The following is a 14,884-nucleotide window of genomic DNA, read 5'->3' as shown; positions in this document are numbered from 1 at the left end:
ATGTTTATTCTTGAAACGCTGAATTTCGTTGTTGATATTTTGAAAGTGCCCTCGGTGCTGGTGGGGTTAATTGCCCTGATTGGCCTGGTGGCGCAAAAGAAATCATTCTCTGATGTCGTAAAAGGAACCATTAAAACAATACTAGGGTTTATTGTTTTGGGCGGCGGGGCGACGGTATTAGTCGGTTCGCTCAATCCACTGGGCGGCATGTTTGAGCATGCTTTTAATATCCAGGGGATTATTCCAAATAATGAAGCGATAGTGTCTATCGCGCTTGAAAAATACGGCGCCTCGACCGCGCTGATCATGGCTTTTGGCATGGTCGCCAATATTGTCGTCGCCCGCTTTACGCGCCTGAAGTATATCTTCCTGACCGGGCATCATACCTTCTATATGGCCTGTATGATTGGGGTGATCCTTACCGTGGCGGGCTTCGAAGGTGTCGGTCTGGTGTTTACCGGCTCGTTGATCCTCGGGCTGGTGATGGCATTTTTCCCGGCGCTGGCGCAGCGCTATATGAAGCGTATTACCGGCACTGACGACATTGCCTTCGGCCACTTCGGTACCCTGGGCTATGTGCTGTCCGGCTGGATTGGTAGCGTCTGCGGCAAGGGCTCCCGCTCGACCGAAGAGATGAACCTGCCGAAGAATTTAAGCTTCCTGCGCGACAGCTCAATCTCTATCTCTCTGACCATGATGATTATCTACCTGATCATGGCCGTGAGTGCAGGGCGCGAGTATGTCGAAAGCACCTTCAGCGGCGGCCAGAACTACCTGGTTTACGCCATCATCATGGCGATTACCTTCGCCGCCGGGGTATTTATCATCCTGCAAGGGGTGCGCCTGATCCTCGCGGAAATCGTGCCAGCGTTTACTGGCTTCTCTGAAAAACTGGTGCCGAACGCCCGTCCTGCTCTGGACTGCCCGGTGGTTTACCCGTATGCGCCCAATGCGGTGCTGATTGGCTTCCTGTTTAGCTTCCTCGGCGGTCTGGTGGGGCTGTTCCTCTGCGGGCAGTTCAAGTGGGTGCTGATTCTGCCTGGCGTCGTGCCGCACTTCTTTACCGGCGCTACCGCTGGCGTGTTTGGTAACGCCACCGGCGGACGGCGCGGAGCGATGATCGGCGCGTTCGCGAACGGCCTGCTGATCACCTTCCTGCCGGTACTGCTGCTGCCGGTACTGGGGGCCATCGGTTTTGCCAATACCACCTTCTCTGACGCCGATTTCGGCGCGGTCGGCATCGTGCTGGGCAACCTGGCGCGCTATCTGTCGCCGTTTGCTATTACCGGTCTGGTTGTGGCGTTGTTCGCCCTGCTGGTGCTGTACAACGTTTTTGCCAAAAAGAAATCTGTGGGCGGCGGCGCGCAGGAAAACAGTGGAGCTAAATCATGAATGTGAAAGAAGTGACCAGACTGGCGCGCGAGATCCGTGTTGCCACCCTTAAATCGCTGACCGATCTTGGATTTGGCCACTATGGCGGCAGCATGTCGGTGGTGGAAACGCTGGCGGTGCTGTATGGCGCGGTGATGAAAATCGACCCCGCCGATCCGGACTGGCCGGAGCGTGACTACTTTGTGCTGTCGAAAGGCCATGCCGGCCCGGCGCTGTACAGTACGTTAGCAATCAAAGGTTATTTCCCGACGGAAGAGCTCAGCACGCTTAACCAGAACGGCACGCGACTGCCCAGCCATCCGGACCGTCTGAAAACGCGCGGCGTGGATGCCACCACAGGCTCGCTGGGGCAGGGGATCTCTATCGCTGGCGGCATGGCGTTGTCGCATAAGCTGGCGGGACGGCCGAATCGCGTATTTTGCATCGTCGGCGACGGGGAGCTGAACGAGGGACAGTGCTGGGAAGCGTTCCAGTTTATTGCCCATCACCGGCTGAATAACCTGACCGTGTTCGTTGACTGGAACAAGCTACAGCTGGACGGCAAGCTGGACGACATTATTTGCGCTTTCAATCTGGAAGATAAATTCCGCGCCTTTGGTTTTGATGTTGTGACCGTCAAAGGCGATGACATCCCCGGACTGCTGGCGGCGGTACAGCCGGTGCCTCCGGCCGATGCGCCGCCGCGGGTGGTGATCCTCGACAGCGTCAAGGGCCAGGGGGTGCCGTATCTCGAGCAACTGGGTAATAACCACCATTTGCGCCTGACGGCTGAGATGACAGAGACGCTAAACGAGACCATTCGCCAGCTGGAGGCCGAACATGATTAAGGTTGCACCTGCAGGACAAAAAGATGCCGTAGAGATGCGCAAAGTCTACGCCGGATTCGTCGCGCAGCAGATTGACGCCGGTAGCCCGATTATCGCCCTGGAAGCGGATCTGATGAGTTCTATGGCGATGGACGGCGTCGCGCGGGAACACCCGCAGCACGTCATCAACTGCGGCATTATGGAGGCCAACGTGATCGGCACCGCCGCCGGGCTGTCGTTGACCGGACGCAAACCGTTTGTTCATACTTTCACCGCCTTTGCCAGCCGTCGCTGCTTTGACCAGCTGTTTATGTCGCTGGATTATCAGCGGAATAACGTCAAGGTCATCGCCTCCGACGCTGGCGTCACGGCCTGCCACAACGGCGGCACCCATATGTCGTTTGAAGATATGGGGATCGTTCGCGGACTGGCGCACTCGGTGGTGCTGGAGGTGACCGATGCGGTGATGTTCGACGATGTGCTGCATCAGCTGATGAAGCTTGAGGGGTTTTACTGGGTACGCACCATCCGCAAGCAGGCGCCGAGCGTGTATGCGCCGGGCTCAACGTTTACGATCGGCAAGGGTAATGTGCTGCGCGAAGGTGAAGATATTACCCTGATTGCCAACGGCATTATGGTGGCCGAAGCGCTCGAGGCGGCCAGGCAACTTGAGCAGGAAGGGGTCAGCGCGGCGGTGATTGATATGTTTACCCTGAAGCCTATCGACCGCATGCTGGTGAAAAATTACGCCGAGAAAACCGGGCGCATTGTCACCTGTGAAAACCACAGTATTCACAACGGGCTGGGCTCTGCAGTGGCCGAGGTGCTGGTGGAAACCTGTCCGGTGCCGATGCGTCGCGTGGGGGTGAAGGAGCGGTACGGTCAGGTGGGGACGCAGGATTTCCTGCAAAAGGAGTATGGCCTGACGGCACATGACATTGTCTCGGCGGCCCGCGAGCTGCTGTAAATAAAAAGGCGACCCTGAGGTCGCCTTTTTTCATGCCGGAGGCAGATTACGCTTGCTGCTGAGACGACTGAATCGCGGTCAGTGCGATGGTGTAGACGATATCGTCAACCAGCGCGCCACGGGACAGGTCGTTCACCGGCTTGCGCATACCCTGCAGCATTGGCCCGATGGAGATCAGGTCAGCAGAACGCTGTACGGCTTTGTAAGTGGTGTTACCGGTGTTCAGATCCGGGAAGATGAACACGGTCGCACGACCCGCAACCGGAGAGTTCGGCGCTTTGGATTTCGCGACGTCAGCCATGACAGCCGCATCGTACTGCAGCGGGCCGTCGATCATCAGGTCAGGACGTTTTTCCTGCGCCAGACGCGTTGCTTCACGTACTTTTTCTACATCGCTACCGGCACCAGAATTACCGGTGGAGTAGGAGAGCATCGCTACGCGCGGCTCGATACCGAATGCAATCGCAGAATCTGCGGACTGGATAGCGATCTCAGCCAGCTGCTCAGCCGTAGGGTCCGGGTTGATCGCGCAGTCGCCATACACGTAAACCTGCTCAGGCAGCAGCATGAAGAACACGGAAGAAACCAGCGAGCTGCCTGGTGCAGTTTTGATCAGCTGCAGCGGCGGACGGATGGTGTTGGCAGTGGTGTGTACCGCGCCAGAAACCAGGCCGTCGACTTCGTCTTGTTCCAGCATCAGAGTGCCGAGAACCACGTTGTCTTCCAGTTGCTCACGAGCAACCGCTTCGGTCATGCCTTTGCTCTTACGCAGTTCGACCAGGCGAGCGACGTAGCTTTCGCGAACCACTTCCGGATCGACGATTTCGATACCCGCGCCCAGCTCAACGCCCTGCGCAACCGCAACGCGGTTGATCTCGTCCGGGTTACCCAGCAGGACACAGGTCGCGATGCCGCGCTCTGCACAGATGGCAGCGGCTTTAACGGTACGCGGTTCATCACCTTCCGGCAGAACAACGCGTTTGCCGGCTTTACGCGCCAGCTCGGTCAGCTGGTAACGGAAGGCTGGCGGAGACAGACGACGGCTGCGCTCAGAGGTGGCGGTCAGGGATTCGATCCAGTCAGCGTTGATGTAGCTTGCAACGTATTCCTGAACTTTCTCAATGCGCTCATGATCGTCAACCGGTACTTCGAGGTTGAAGCTCTGCAGGCTCAGGGAGGTCTGCCAGGTGTTGGTGTTCACCATGAATACCGGCAGGCCGGTGGCGAAAGCACGTTCACACAGTTTGCTCACGCGAGCGTCCATTTCGTAAGCGCCGGTCAGCAGCAGTGCGCCGATTTCAACGCCGTTCATGGCTGCCAGGCAAGCGGCGACCAGCACGTCAGGACGGTCAGCAGAAGTCACCAGCAGAGAGCCGGCACGGAAGTGCTCCAGCATGTGCGGGATGCTGCGTGCGCAGAACGTTACGGATTTCACGCGACGGGTGTTGATGTCACCCTCGTTAACGATGGTGGCATTCAGGTGGCGAGCCATATCGATCGCACGGGTGGCGATCAGATCGAAGCTCCACGGCACCGCGCCGAGGATCGGCAGCGCGCTGCCAGTCTGCAGCTGTGCCGGATCGATCTTCACAACTTTCGCTTTGGAAGAGTCGTCGAAGATTTCTGACAGGTCAGGACGTGTACGGCCCTGTTCGTCAACCGGCGCATTCAGCTTGTTGACGATAACACCGGTAATGTTGGTGTTTTTCGCGCCGCCAAAGCTGTTGCGCGTCAGTTCGATACGCTCGTTCAGCTGTTCCTGAGTGTCCGTACCCTGAGACATCACGAAGACGATTTCCGCGTTCAGCGTTTTCGCGATTTCGAAGTTCAGAGACTGGGCAAACTGGTGTTTGCGGGTCGGGACCAGGCCTTCAACCAGCACCACTTCAGCATCCTGAGTGGCAGCGTGGTAGTTAGCGATAATCTCTTCCATCAGCACGTCTTTCTGGTTGCTGGACAGCAGAGATTCGACGTGGCTCATCTTCAGCGGCTCAGCAGCCGGAAGGCTGGAGTTGGCGCGAACGATGGTGGTGGTCTGGTCTGGTGCATCGCCGCCAGCGCGTGGCTGGGCGATAGGTTTGAAGACGCTCAGGCGAACGCCTTTGCGTTCCATTGCACGGATAACACCGAGGCTGACGCTGGTCAGGCCAACGCTGGTTCCGGTAGGGATCAGCATGATGATACGGGACACGATATATCCTCTTTCGTTACCGCCAGAATCTGGCGGGATAGAAAACTACACCACCCGCTTCCCGTCATACTTCAAGTTGCATGTGCGTTGGCTTTACTCGCTCACCCCAGTTACGTACTACTCGTACGCTCCTGGGGATTCTCTGCGTCGCCGCCTTCCTGCAACTCGAATTATTTAGGGTTATAGCTGGCGGTGTGGAATCAGGCGGTCAGACGGTTGGCGTCTTGCGCGATGACCAGCTCTTCGTTGGTCGGAATGACGACAGCAGGGCGGGTGCCTTCTTTGTTGATGAAGCCAGACTTGCCGAAACGAGCGGCCAGGTTGCGTTCATGATCAACTTCGAAGCCCAGTACGCCCAGTTTGCCCAGAGACAGTTCGCGAACCATCGCCGCGTTTTCACCGATACCGCCGGTGAAGACAACAGCGTCCAGACGACCGTCCATCAGTGCAGTGTAGGAACCGATGTATTTGGCCAGACGATGGCAGTAAACGTCCATGGCACGTTTAGCATCGGCTTTTTCCTGGTAGTTATCTTCAACATAACGGCAGTCGCTGGTGACTTCGGTCAGGCCCAGCAGGCCAGACTCTTTGGTCAGCATTTTGTTGATCGCGTCTACGCTCATGCCAAGGGTGTCATGCAGATGGAAAATGATAGCCGGGTCGATATCGCCAGAGCGGGTACCCATCACCAGACCTTCCAGCGGGGTCAGACCCATAGAAGTATCTACGCATTTACCGTTACGGATGGCAGAAACAGAACCACCGTTGCCCAGATGGCAGGTGATGATGTTCAGTTCTTCAACCGGCTTGTTCAGGACTTTTGCTGCTTCCTGAGTCACGTAGAAGTGGCTGGTGCCGTGTGCGCCGTAACGACGTACGCCGTGCTCTTTATACAGGCTGTACGGCAGGGCATAGAGGTAAGATTCTTCCGGCATGGTCTGATGGAACGCGGTGTCGAACACGGCAACGTTCTTGTCTTTCAGATTCGGGAAGGATTTCAGTGCTTCTGCAATACCGATCAGGTGCGCCGGGTTGTGCAGCGGTGCGAAAGAGGCAGCGTCTTTGATGCCCTGAATAACGGTTTCATCGATAACGACGGAGCTGGTGTATTTTTCACCGCCGTGGACGATACGGTGACCGATCGCAGTCAGCTGAGCAGACAGTTCTGGTTTTTGTGCCAGAATAGTGTTAACGATGAAGTTCAGCGCTTCACTGTGAGCGGCGCCAGCGCCTAATTCAGCTTCTTGTTTGCTGCCATCCATTTTCCATTTGATACGGGCTTCTGGAAGGTGGAAACATTCAGCTAAACCGGAAAGATATTCGTCACCGTTTAAGGCATCAATGATAGCGAATTTCAGTGAGGAGCTACCGCAGTTCAGAACCAGTACTAACTTACTCGACATGGAAGTACCTTTTATGATACGTGGCTAAAAAAACGTCAGTGTGTCACAAAGCGTAGCGCAGGATGACAACGACATTTATGATTAACATCATGCCTTATTCTGTTTTCGGCAAGATGGGAGCAGTACATTTGATTTTATGTCATTTTGCATAATTTTCAGCCAATGGCAGAATATGCGATAATTTGACTAACCTGGTAAAAGGGTCTAACCGCCCCTCAGGTGCGCACAGAATACCTGATTGCCGCATCCTTTGCCAAAATCTTTTGAACGTTGTCATGCACAGTTGGTGTTTTACGTAATTTTTTTAAGTTTTATATGTAAAGTTGAGGTAAGCCATGTCCAGTCCCGAGAATCGCCCTGTGAGTTTTTTTGGCTTGTTCCGCCATGGGCAGCACTATGCAAAGACCTGGCCCCTGGATAAACGCCTTGCCCCGGTGTTTATTGAAAACCGTATTATTCGCGCCACCCGCTACGCGATTCGCATTATGCCGCCGGTCGCGGTCTTCACGCTGTGCTGGCAAATTGCGCTCGGTGGTCAGCTGGGTCCGGCCGTCGCCACCGCTCTGTTTGCCCTGAGCCTGCCGATGCAGGGATTATGGTGGCTGGGGAAACGCTCGGTCACGCCGCTTCCGCCGACGGTGCTGAACTGGTTTTATGAAGTACGCGGTAAATTGCAGGAGGCGGGGCAGGCGCTGGCGCCGGTCGACGGCAAGCCCGATTATCAGGCTTTAGCTGACACGCTTAAGCGCGCATTCAAACAATTAGATAAAACTTTCCTTGATGATTTGTAATTCCATCATGAAAACGCATATAAAAGAAGGCGCATGATTAATGCGCCTTCTTTTTTCACGCCGTAAAGTGCCACAGGAGTCAAAACATGGAAATGACCAATGCGCAGCGTCTGATTTTATCTAATCAGTACAAGATGATGACGATGCTCGACCCGGATAACGCCGAACGTTACCGCCGTCTACAGACTATCATTGAGCGTGGATACGGATTACAAATGCGCGAACTGGACCGCGAGTTTGGCCAACTGACGGAAGAAACCTGCCGTACCATCATTGATATCATGGAGATGTATCATGCGCTGCATGTCTCCTGGACGAACCTGAAGGACGCCAGTGAAATTGATGAACGCCGGGTCACTTTCCTGGGGTTCGACGTGGCAACCGAAGCGCGTTTCCTCGGCTATGTCCGCTTTATCGTTAACGTTGAAGGGCGCTACAGCCACTTCGACGCCGGAACCCACGGGTTCAACTCGCAAACGCCGATGTGGGATAAGTACCAGCGGATGCTCAACACCTGGCACGCCTGCCCGCGTCAGTATCATTTAAGCAGCAACGAGATTAATCAAATTATTAATGCCTGATGGAGGTTTCCGTGCAGTGTAAAGGTTTCCTGTTTGATCTTGACGGGACGTTAGTGAATTCGTTACCGGTGGTCGAACGCTCGTGGTGTAAATGGGCGGATCGTTTTGACATCCCGCACGATGAGGTCCTGAACTTCATTCATGGCAAGCAGGCGATAACCTCTTTACGCCATTTCTTACCCGGACGTAGCGATGAGGAGTTACAGGCGGAGTTCCTGTGGCTTGAAGCGCTGGAAGCGTCGGATATCGATGGCATCACGGCACTGCCGGGGGCGGTTGCGCTGTTGACGACGCTCGATGAGGCCGGGATCCCGTGGGCGATTGTGACCTCAGGATCGGTGCCGGTTGCCCATGCCCGCCATCGCGCGGGCGGTCTGCCGGAGGCCAAAATCTTCGTCACCGCTGAACGGGTTAAACACGGTAAACCGGCTCCCGATGCCTATTTACTCGGGGCTGAACTGTTAGGCCTGGCGCCGCAGGATTGCGTGGTGGTGGAAGACGCCCCCGCCGGACTGCTTTCCGGGCTGGCCGCCGGGTGCCGGACTGTCGCGGTGAATGTGCCGGCCGGTTCGCCGCGTCTGGACGAAGCCGATTTTGTCCTGACCAGCCTTGAAAGTCTGGTGGTTGAGCGCCAGCAGGACGGTCAGGTGAATCTCAGTCTTAAACGCTAATCTCATGATGTAGCCCCGCACCGGTGGGGCTTTTTTATGCCAGACTTTCCCCTCTATCATCTGACAAGGATAAGTTGTGAACGGTGAATTGATTTGGGTGTTATCGCTTCTTGCCGTAGCAATCGTGCTCTTTGCCACCGGAAAAGTGCGCATGGATGCTATCGCGTTGTTAGTGATTATCGCGTTTGTCCTCAGCGATACGCTCACGCTCAGCGAGGCTTTTTCGGGTTTCAGCGATCCTAACGTTATCCTCATCGCGGCGTTATTTATTATCGGCGATGGGCTGGTGCGTACCGGGGTTGCTACCAAAATGGGGTCATGGCTGGTGAAGGTTGCCGGCAACAGTGAAACCAAAATGCTGGTCTTCTTAATGCTGACCGTGGCCGGCCTGGGGGCGTTCATGAGCTCCACCGGCGTGGTCGCTATCTTTATTCCGGTGGTGCTGAGCGTCTCCATGCGCATGAATACGTCGCCATCACGTCTGATGATGCCGCTCAGCTTCGCCGGCCTTATCAGCGGGATGATGACCCTGGTCGCCACACCGCCGAACCTGGTGGTCAACAGCGAGTTGTTACGTGAAGGGCTGCAGGGATTCAGCTTTTTCAGCGTCACGCCGATTGGTCTGGTGGTGCTGGTGCTGGGCGTCATTTACATGCTGGCGGTCCGGTTTATGCTGCGGGGCGAAGAAGGGGAAACGACCCGCGACGGGCGCCCGAGAAGTACTTTTCGCGACTTAATCAAAGAGTACCGTTTGACCGGCAGGGCCCGGCGTCTGGCTATTCGTCCGGGTTCACCGATGATCGGCCAGCGCCTGGATGACCTTAAGCTGCGCGAACGGTACTGCGCCAACGTCATTGGCGTGGAGCGCTGGCGGCGCTTTCGCCGGGTGATCGTCAATGTTAACGGGGTTTCTGAGTTTCGCGCCCGCGACGTGTTGCTGATCGACATGTCAGCGTCGGACGTCGATTTGCGCCAGTTCTGCGGCGAGCAGATGCTTGAACCGATGGTGCTGCGCGGCGAGTATTTCTCCGACCAGGCGCTGGATGTCGGCATGGCTGAAGTTTCGCTGATCCCTGACTCGGAGTTGATTGGCAAAACGGTGCGTGAAATCAGCTTTCGCACCCGTTTTGGCCTCAATATCGTCGGGCTGAAGCGCGATGGCAAAGCCCTCGATGGGGCGGTGGTTGATGAGCCTTTGCAGCTGGGCGACATTGTGCTGGTGGTGGGAAACTGGCGCCAGATTGGCCTGCTGGCGAAACGCGGTCGCGACTTTGTGGTATTGAATATGCCGGTTGAGGTGAACGACGCGTCGCCGGCGCATAGCCAGGCTCCGCACGCGATTTTCTGCCTGGTGTTGATGGTCGCGCTGATGCTGACCGACGAAATTCCCAACCCGATTGCGGCGATCATTGCCTGTTTATTGATGGGCAAATTCCGCTGTATTAACGCTGAGAGCGCGTACAAAGCGATTCACTGGCCCAGCATTATTCTGATTGTCGGGATGATGCCGTTTGCGCTGGCGTTGCAGAAAACCGGCGGCGTGGATCTGGTGGTGAAAGGTCTGATGGATGTTGCCGGTAGCAAAGGGCCTTATCTGATGCTCGGCTGCCTGTTTGTGATGTGCGCGGCAATTGGCCTGTTTATCTCTAACACCGCCACGGCGGTACTGATGGCGCCCATTGCGCTGGCAGCGGCCAGGTCGATGGAGGTGTCACCGTATCCGTTTGCCATGGTGGTGGCAATGGCGGCGTCAGCGGCGTTTATGACGCCGGTGTCGTCACCGGTGAACACGCTGGTGCTTGGGCCGGGTAAGTACTCATTCAGCGATTTCGTGAAAATCGGCGTGCCGTTCACGGTGCTGGTGATGGTGGTGTGCGTGCTGCTGATCCCGGTGCTGTTCCCGTTCTGATCCCTTGGTGAGCGTTCCCCGGTCCGGCGTTTGCCGACCGGGGAAACCGTCACAGCGGTGAATCCTGGCTGATTTCATCCAGCGACAGCTGGAAGCTCGGGACAAACACCTGCATAAAGTAGTCCATCTCCTGGCTTCGGCGTGACTCAAGCGTTTTTTCAAGCCGGCCCTTCGCCAGTAAAAATTCATTGTTACCGGCTGAAAGCTCCTCCAGACATTTCAGGTAAGCACAGAGGGCGTCGGCCTGTTTGACGATGGATTTCTCATCTTCGCTGTAGTGATGTTCATCAATCAACGGCTCAAAAATGTCGCGCAGTTCGTCAGGGACCATATCGATCAGCTTTTGCTGGGCGATCTTTTCGATGGCTTTATATTCCTGGGCAATCTGCGAGTTGAAATATTTCACCGGGGTCGGGAGATCGCCGGTTAACACTTCCGATGCATCATGGTACATCGCGAGCAGCGCAATTCGCTCGGCGTTGACCTGACCGCCAAACTTGCGGTTTTTTATTGCTGCCAGCGCGTGTGCCACCATCGCCACCTGCAGACTGTGCTCGGAGACGTTTTCGGTGCGTACATTACGCATCAGTGGCCAGCGGTTGATTAGCTTCAGGCGGGAGAGGTGGGCAAAGAAATGACTCTGACTCATAGGAACCCTTAATCAGTGACAACATCGGGTGCTATTGTGCGCAGGGATTGCCGCCGGATGCAAATACCGGCGGCGGGGACAGAGTATCAGAGCTGATGATAGCCGGAGAGGAAGCGGCCAAAGCGTGAGATCGCCATTTCCAGATCGTCTTCGCGCGGAAGAGTAACGATACGCACGTGATCCGGCCACGGCCAGTTGAAGGCGGTACCCTGAACCAGCAGAACTTTCTCCTGCAGCAGGAAGTCGAGCACCATTTTCTGGTCATCGTGGATATTAAAGCGCTTGGCGTCTATTTTGGGGAACATGTACAGCGCGCCTTTCGGTTTGACGCAGGAGACGCCAGGGATCTCGTTGATCAACTCCCAGGCGCGGTTGCGCTGCTCAAACAGACGGCCGCCAGGCACGATGAATTCGCTGATGCTCTGGTAGCCGCCGAGGGCGGTTTGAATGGCGTGCTGCGCCGGCACGTTGGCACACAGACGCATGGATGCCAGCATCTCCAGCCCTTCAATATAGCCTTTGGCGTGTTTCTTCGGCCCGTTCAGAACCATCCAGCCCTGGCGGAAACCGGCCACGCGGTAGGTTTTAGACAGACCATTAAAGGTCACGGTCAGCAGGTCAGGGGCGAGCGCGGCGATCGAATGGTGCTGCGCTTCGTCATACAGAATTTTGTCGTAGATTTCATCCGCGAAAATGATCAGGTTGTGTTCGCGGGCAAGCTCGACGATCTCCATCAGCAGCTCTTTTGAGTAGACTGCGCCGGTCGGGTTATTCGGGTTGATGATCACGATGCCGCGCGTGCGCGGGGTGATTTTGGCGCGAATATCGTCAAGATCCGGGAACCAGTCGGCGGATTCATCGCACAGATAGTGCACCGCTTTGCCGCTGGAGAGTGAAACCGCGGCAGTCCACAGCGGATAATCCGGGGCCGGAACCAGCATTTCGTCGCCGCTGTTTAGCAGCGCCTGCATGGCCTGGACAATCAGCTCCGAGACGCCGTTGCCAATATAAATATCTTCGACCGTCACATCGCGCATACCGCGGGCTTGATAGTGCTGCATGATGGCTTTGCGCGCAGAGTACAGGCCTTTTGAATCACAGTAGCCCTGGGCGGTCGGGAGGTTGCGAATAACGTCAACAAGGATCTCGTCAGGGGCGTCAAAGCCGAACGGAGCCGGGTTGCCGATGTTCAGTTTCAGGACTTTATTGCCTTCTTCTTCAAGGCGTTTTGCCTCTTTCAGAACCGGGCCGCGGATGTCGTAACAGACGTTATCTAACTTGCTGGATTTTTCGATAGGGGACATGAACCTTTGACCTTTTAGCTGTTATCGCCACTCCCTGCCGTGGAAGTCAGCACGGAACAATGTACTCTTCATCCCCGATGTTTTGAAGGGTTAGCAGGAGAAGATTTTGCCGTTATGATTTTTTTGGAGTAATCAATTTGCCTGCCTGATGGCGATGTTTTTTATAGAATCTGCCTTTGGATGGTAAAATCGTGGTCAAATATTGTGTGAGTCTGCCGTTGTCTTGAACGTTTGTATGGTTTGAATCGGTGGCGAAGCGCCGTCGTGGTTATTTTGTTCCCGACAGGCAACGGGGCAGGCGAAATGGTGTATAACTGTTTAAGTGTGCTGACTGTAGCGCTAATGTTAAAATTATTTAATGAGAATATTTAACAAACTAAAAAACTTTTATTTTTTACGCAAGTCAGGCCTCTGTTTTTGTTAATTTAATTAAAGAGCTGAAAAAAATTTAAAATTGGCTTTAATAATAATGATTAGATCTTATCAATAATTCAGTTTTCGGTTAGGATACGACCGTTAATATCGAACAAGGACCTGATATTTGCTCAGGTTGTTATTAATATATTGTTATTGCAGGTTTTTGTTTGTCTTTGCGCTCGCTGCCAGAGGCGGTGATTTGTGCTCTGAGCCAATTACTGCGCTTGATGATGTTTTTTTTGAATAACGTCACAGATATCTGTTCAGGGCAATAAAGCGTAGAAGTACGAATAATTTATTACTCAGAGGTTTCGCGCACTTGTCGCGAACGAGTACTTTCAAATGCAATAACGTTCTTCCAGTTGCCATTCATTTTTTGGCTGGCACAAGGCTCAAGGAATAGCCGGAAACCTGGAGCACAGCATCAACGAGGCAGGTTAGCATTCGCGACCTGTGAGTGAAAAATATGATAAATGCAAATCGTCCGATACTGAATCTTGATCTTGATCTGTTGAGAACATTCGTTGCCGTTGCCGATCTCAGTACCTTTGCCGCTGCGGCGGCCGCAGTATGCCGTACCCAGTCTGCCGTCAGCCAACAAATGCAGCGTCTGGAGCAACTGGTTGGCAAAGAGCTCTTTGCCCGTCACGGGCGCAATAAGTTGCTGACCGAGCAGGGCATTCAGCTGCTGGGCTACGCACGAAAAATTCTGCGCTTCAATGATGAAGCCTGTATGTCGCTGATGTTCAGTGGTCTGCAGGGAGTCTTAACCATCGGGGCTTCTGATGAAACGGCAGATACGATTTTGCCGTTCTTATTAAGCCGGATCGGTGGGTTTTACCCCAAGCTGACGCTGGAAATCAAAGTTCTGAATCACCCGGACGTGGTCGGAATGCTGGCGAGCGGCGAGATTGATCTCGCCTTGACGACCCACCAGAGTGACAACGTCGATACGCTGATGCTGCGCACTTCGCCTACGCTATGGTACTGCGCGGCGGATTATGTGCTGCCTCACGAGGCTTCGGTTCCGCTGGTCCTGCTCGAAGAGCCGGGTCCGTTCCGTACCGATATCATTGCCGCGCTGAATGCTGCCGGCACGCCGTGGCATCTGGCGCACTCGGCGACGACGCTGACCGGCGTGAGAGCGGCGGTTAAAGCCGGTCTGGGCGTTACGGCCCGGCCTGTTGAAATGATGAGCCCGGAATTACGTGTGGTTGGTAAAAACGAAGGACTCCCAGGATTACCGGACACGCAGTATGTGCTGAGCTGTCATCCACAGCAGGCGAGCGAGTCGGCGCAGGCCATCTTCCAGTCGCTGAGCCAGGATTATAATCCCTGGTCATCTGAGGCCGTGTTTACCCCTGAAGGGGGAGACAGTACCTTCGTTTCCTGAACGGAATAAGTCGCTCAGATCACAAAAAGCTGGTAACAAATTGTAAGTGTGAAAAAAGCGCCACTAAGGTTTAAATTCACCGCGGTGGCTCTTTTTTTCCTTATTTTACAGTCGTTTTCAGCGTTTTGTTACTTTATTATTTTATTTATCAGTCTGTTACGTTTAATGGCGTACTAACTTCGCTACTTTTCCCTGCACTTTCAATACTTCATGCTAATGTTAAAAAACCGACAGGTTTGTTGCTGTTTTATGGATTTAATTAACAAAACCGTGTCGCAGATCAAGAAAATACCCCTCCTTAGGGGGAGGAATCGAGGCTGAATCCTGTCAAAATAGATGGGTATTTTGATTTACAACAGAAACGGACACGATTCAACAACACTAAATCCGGTTTGTATGCAAGGTTATTT

12 protein-coding genes are annotated in these 14,884 nt (G+C 54.5%); 8 read left to right on the top strand and 4 right to left on the bottom strand.

Annotation, left to right across the window (positions count from 1 at the left end; all coding sequences use genetic code 11):
* From EDF82_RS09525 to EDF82_RS09515, 3 genes are read left to right on the top strand one after another with little or no spacing between them, the layout of a single operon-like run.
* Window positions 1–1,392, top strand: a complete 1,392-nt coding sequence (locus tag EDF82_RS09525; protein ID WP_123755243.1) for a PTS ascorbate transporter subunit IIC — start codon at window positions 1–3, stop codon at window positions 1,390–1,392.
* Window positions 1,389–2,219: a transketolase gene (locus EDF82_RS09520; RefSeq protein ID WP_123755242.1), complete on the top strand. Its 831-nt coding sequence runs from the start codon at window positions 1,389–1,391 to the stop codon at window positions 2,217–2,219. The genes EDF82_RS09525 and EDF82_RS09520 overlap by 4 nt, the downstream gene beginning before the upstream one ends.
* The gene (locus tag EDF82_RS09515) at window positions 2,212–3,165 is read left to right on the top strand and encodes a transketolase family protein (protein ID WP_123755241.1); all 954 of its coding nucleotides are present in this window, start codon (window positions 2,212–2,214) and stop codon (window positions 3,163–3,165) included. The genes EDF82_RS09520 and EDF82_RS09515 overlap by 8 nt, the downstream gene beginning before the upstream one ends.
* 46 nt (window positions 3,166–3,211) lie before the next feature.
* On the opposite strand, the gene pta is transcribed toward EDF82_RS09515, so the two are convergent.
* On the bottom strand, window positions 3,212–5,356 hold the full coding sequence (pta, locus tag EDF82_RS09510; RefSeq protein ID WP_123755240.1) for a phosphate acetyltransferase: 2,145 nt from the start codon (window positions 5,354–5,356) through the stop codon (window positions 3,212–3,214).
* A gap of 200 nt (window positions 5,357–5,556) precedes the next feature.
* The gene (ackA, locus tag EDF82_RS09505; RefSeq protein ID WP_123755239.1) at window positions 5,557–6,759 is read right to left on the bottom strand and encodes an acetate kinase; all 1,203 of its coding nucleotides are present in this window, start codon (window positions 6,757–6,759) and stop codon (window positions 5,557–5,559) included.
* 335 nt (window positions 6,760–7,094) lie between these two features.
* Between ackA and yfbV the strand changes: the two genes are divergently transcribed.
* From yfbV to EDF82_RS09485, 4 genes are all read left to right on the top strand, one after another.
* Complete coding sequence (gene yfbV / locus EDF82_RS09500; protein WP_123755238.1) at window positions 7,095–7,550, top strand: terminus macrodomain insulation protein YfbV; 456 nt, start codon at window positions 7,095–7,097, stop codon at window positions 7,548–7,550.
* An 86-nt stretch (window positions 7,551–7,636) separates the two neighbouring features.
* Entirely contained in the window at window positions 7,637–8,131 is a 495-nt protein-coding gene (locus EDF82_RS09495; protein WP_123755237.1) for a YfbU family protein, read from the top strand.
* On the top strand, window positions 8,131–8,802 hold the full coding sequence (locus EDF82_RS09490; protein ID WP_154144199.1) for a sugar phosphatase: 672 nt from the start codon (window positions 8,131–8,133) through the stop codon (window positions 8,800–8,802). The genes EDF82_RS09495 and EDF82_RS09490 overlap by 1 nt, the downstream gene beginning before the upstream one ends.
* Before the next feature lie 76 nt (window positions 8,803–8,878).
* The gene (locus EDF82_RS09485) at window positions 8,879–10,711 is read left to right on the top strand and encodes an SLC13 family permease (RefSeq protein ID WP_123755236.1); all 1,833 of its coding nucleotides are present in this window, start codon (window positions 8,879–8,881) and stop codon (window positions 10,709–10,711) included.
* A gap of 49 nt (window positions 10,712–10,760) precedes the next feature.
* Here EDF82_RS09485 and yfbR read toward each other — a convergent pair whose 3' ends face one another.
* Together yfbR and alaA are read right to left on the bottom strand one after the other, a co-directional pair.
* Window positions 10,761–11,360, bottom strand: coding sequence for a 5'-deoxynucleotidase (gene yfbR / locus EDF82_RS09480; protein ID WP_123755235.1), 600 nt, complete (start codon window positions 11,358–11,360; stop codon window positions 10,761–10,763).
* Between the two features lie 86 nt (window positions 11,361–11,446).
* Complete coding sequence (gene alaA, locus EDF82_RS09475; protein ID WP_123755234.1) at window positions 11,447–12,664, bottom strand: alanine transaminase AlaA; 1,218 nt, start codon at window positions 12,662–12,664, stop codon at window positions 11,447–11,449.
* 883 nt (window positions 12,665–13,547) lie between these two features.
* Here alaA and EDF82_RS09470 point away from each other — a divergent pair.
* A complete protein-coding gene (locus EDF82_RS09470; RefSeq protein ID WP_123755233.1) occupies window positions 13,548–14,474 on the top strand; it encodes a LysR family transcriptional regulator in 927 nt (308 codons plus the stop codon).
* Window positions 14,475–14,884 lie beyond the last annotated feature (410 nt).

The organism is Klebsiella sp. BIGb0399, from assembly GCF_003752615.1.
Taxonomy (GTDB): Bacteria; Pseudomonadota; Gammaproteobacteria; order Enterobacterales; family Enterobacteriaceae; genus Klebsiella; species Klebsiella lignicola.
The sequence above is the reverse complement of the archived record's forward strand: the minus strand, read 5'-3'. Positions and strand labels throughout refer to the sequence as shown.

Excerpts from the sequence above, each read along its gene's own strand:
- EDF82_RS09525 (WP_123755243.1), top strand. The coding sequence starts at position 1 with ATGTTTATTCTTGAAACGCTGAATTTCGTTGTTGATATTTTGAAAGTG.
- EDF82_RS09520 (WP_123755242.1), top strand. The coding sequence starts at position 1,389 with ATGAATGTGAAAGAAGTGACCAGACTGGCGCGCGAGATCCGTGTTGCC.
- EDF82_RS09515 (WP_123755241.1), top strand. The coding sequence starts at position 2,212 with ATGATTAAGGTTGCACCTGCAGGACAAAAAGATGCCGTAGAGATGCGC.
- ackA (WP_123755239.1), bottom strand. The coding sequence starts at position 6,759 with ATGTCGAGTAAGTTAGTACTGGTTCTGAACTGCGGTAGCTCCTCACTG.
- yfbV (WP_123755238.1), top strand. The coding sequence starts at position 7,095 with ATGTCCAGTCCCGAGAATCGCCCTGTGAGTTTTTTTGGCTTGTTCCGC.
- EDF82_RS09495 (WP_123755237.1), top strand. The coding sequence starts at position 7,637 with ATGGAAATGACCAATGCGCAGCGTCTGATTTTATCTAATCAGTACAAG.
- EDF82_RS09490 (WP_154144199.1), top strand. The coding sequence starts at position 8,131 with ATGGAGGTTTCCGTGCAGTGTAAAGGTTTCCTGTTTGATCTTGACGGG.
- yfbR (WP_123755235.1), bottom strand. The coding sequence starts at position 11,360 with ATGAGTCAGAGTCATTTCTTTGCCCACCTCTCCCGCCTGAAGCTAATC.
- alaA (WP_123755234.1), bottom strand. The coding sequence starts at position 12,664 with ATGTCCCCTATCGAAAAATCCAGCAAGTTAGATAACGTCTGTTACGAC.
- EDF82_RS09470 (WP_123755233.1), top strand. The coding sequence starts at position 13,548 with ATGATAAATGCAAATCGTCCGATACTGAATCTTGATCTTGATCTGTTG.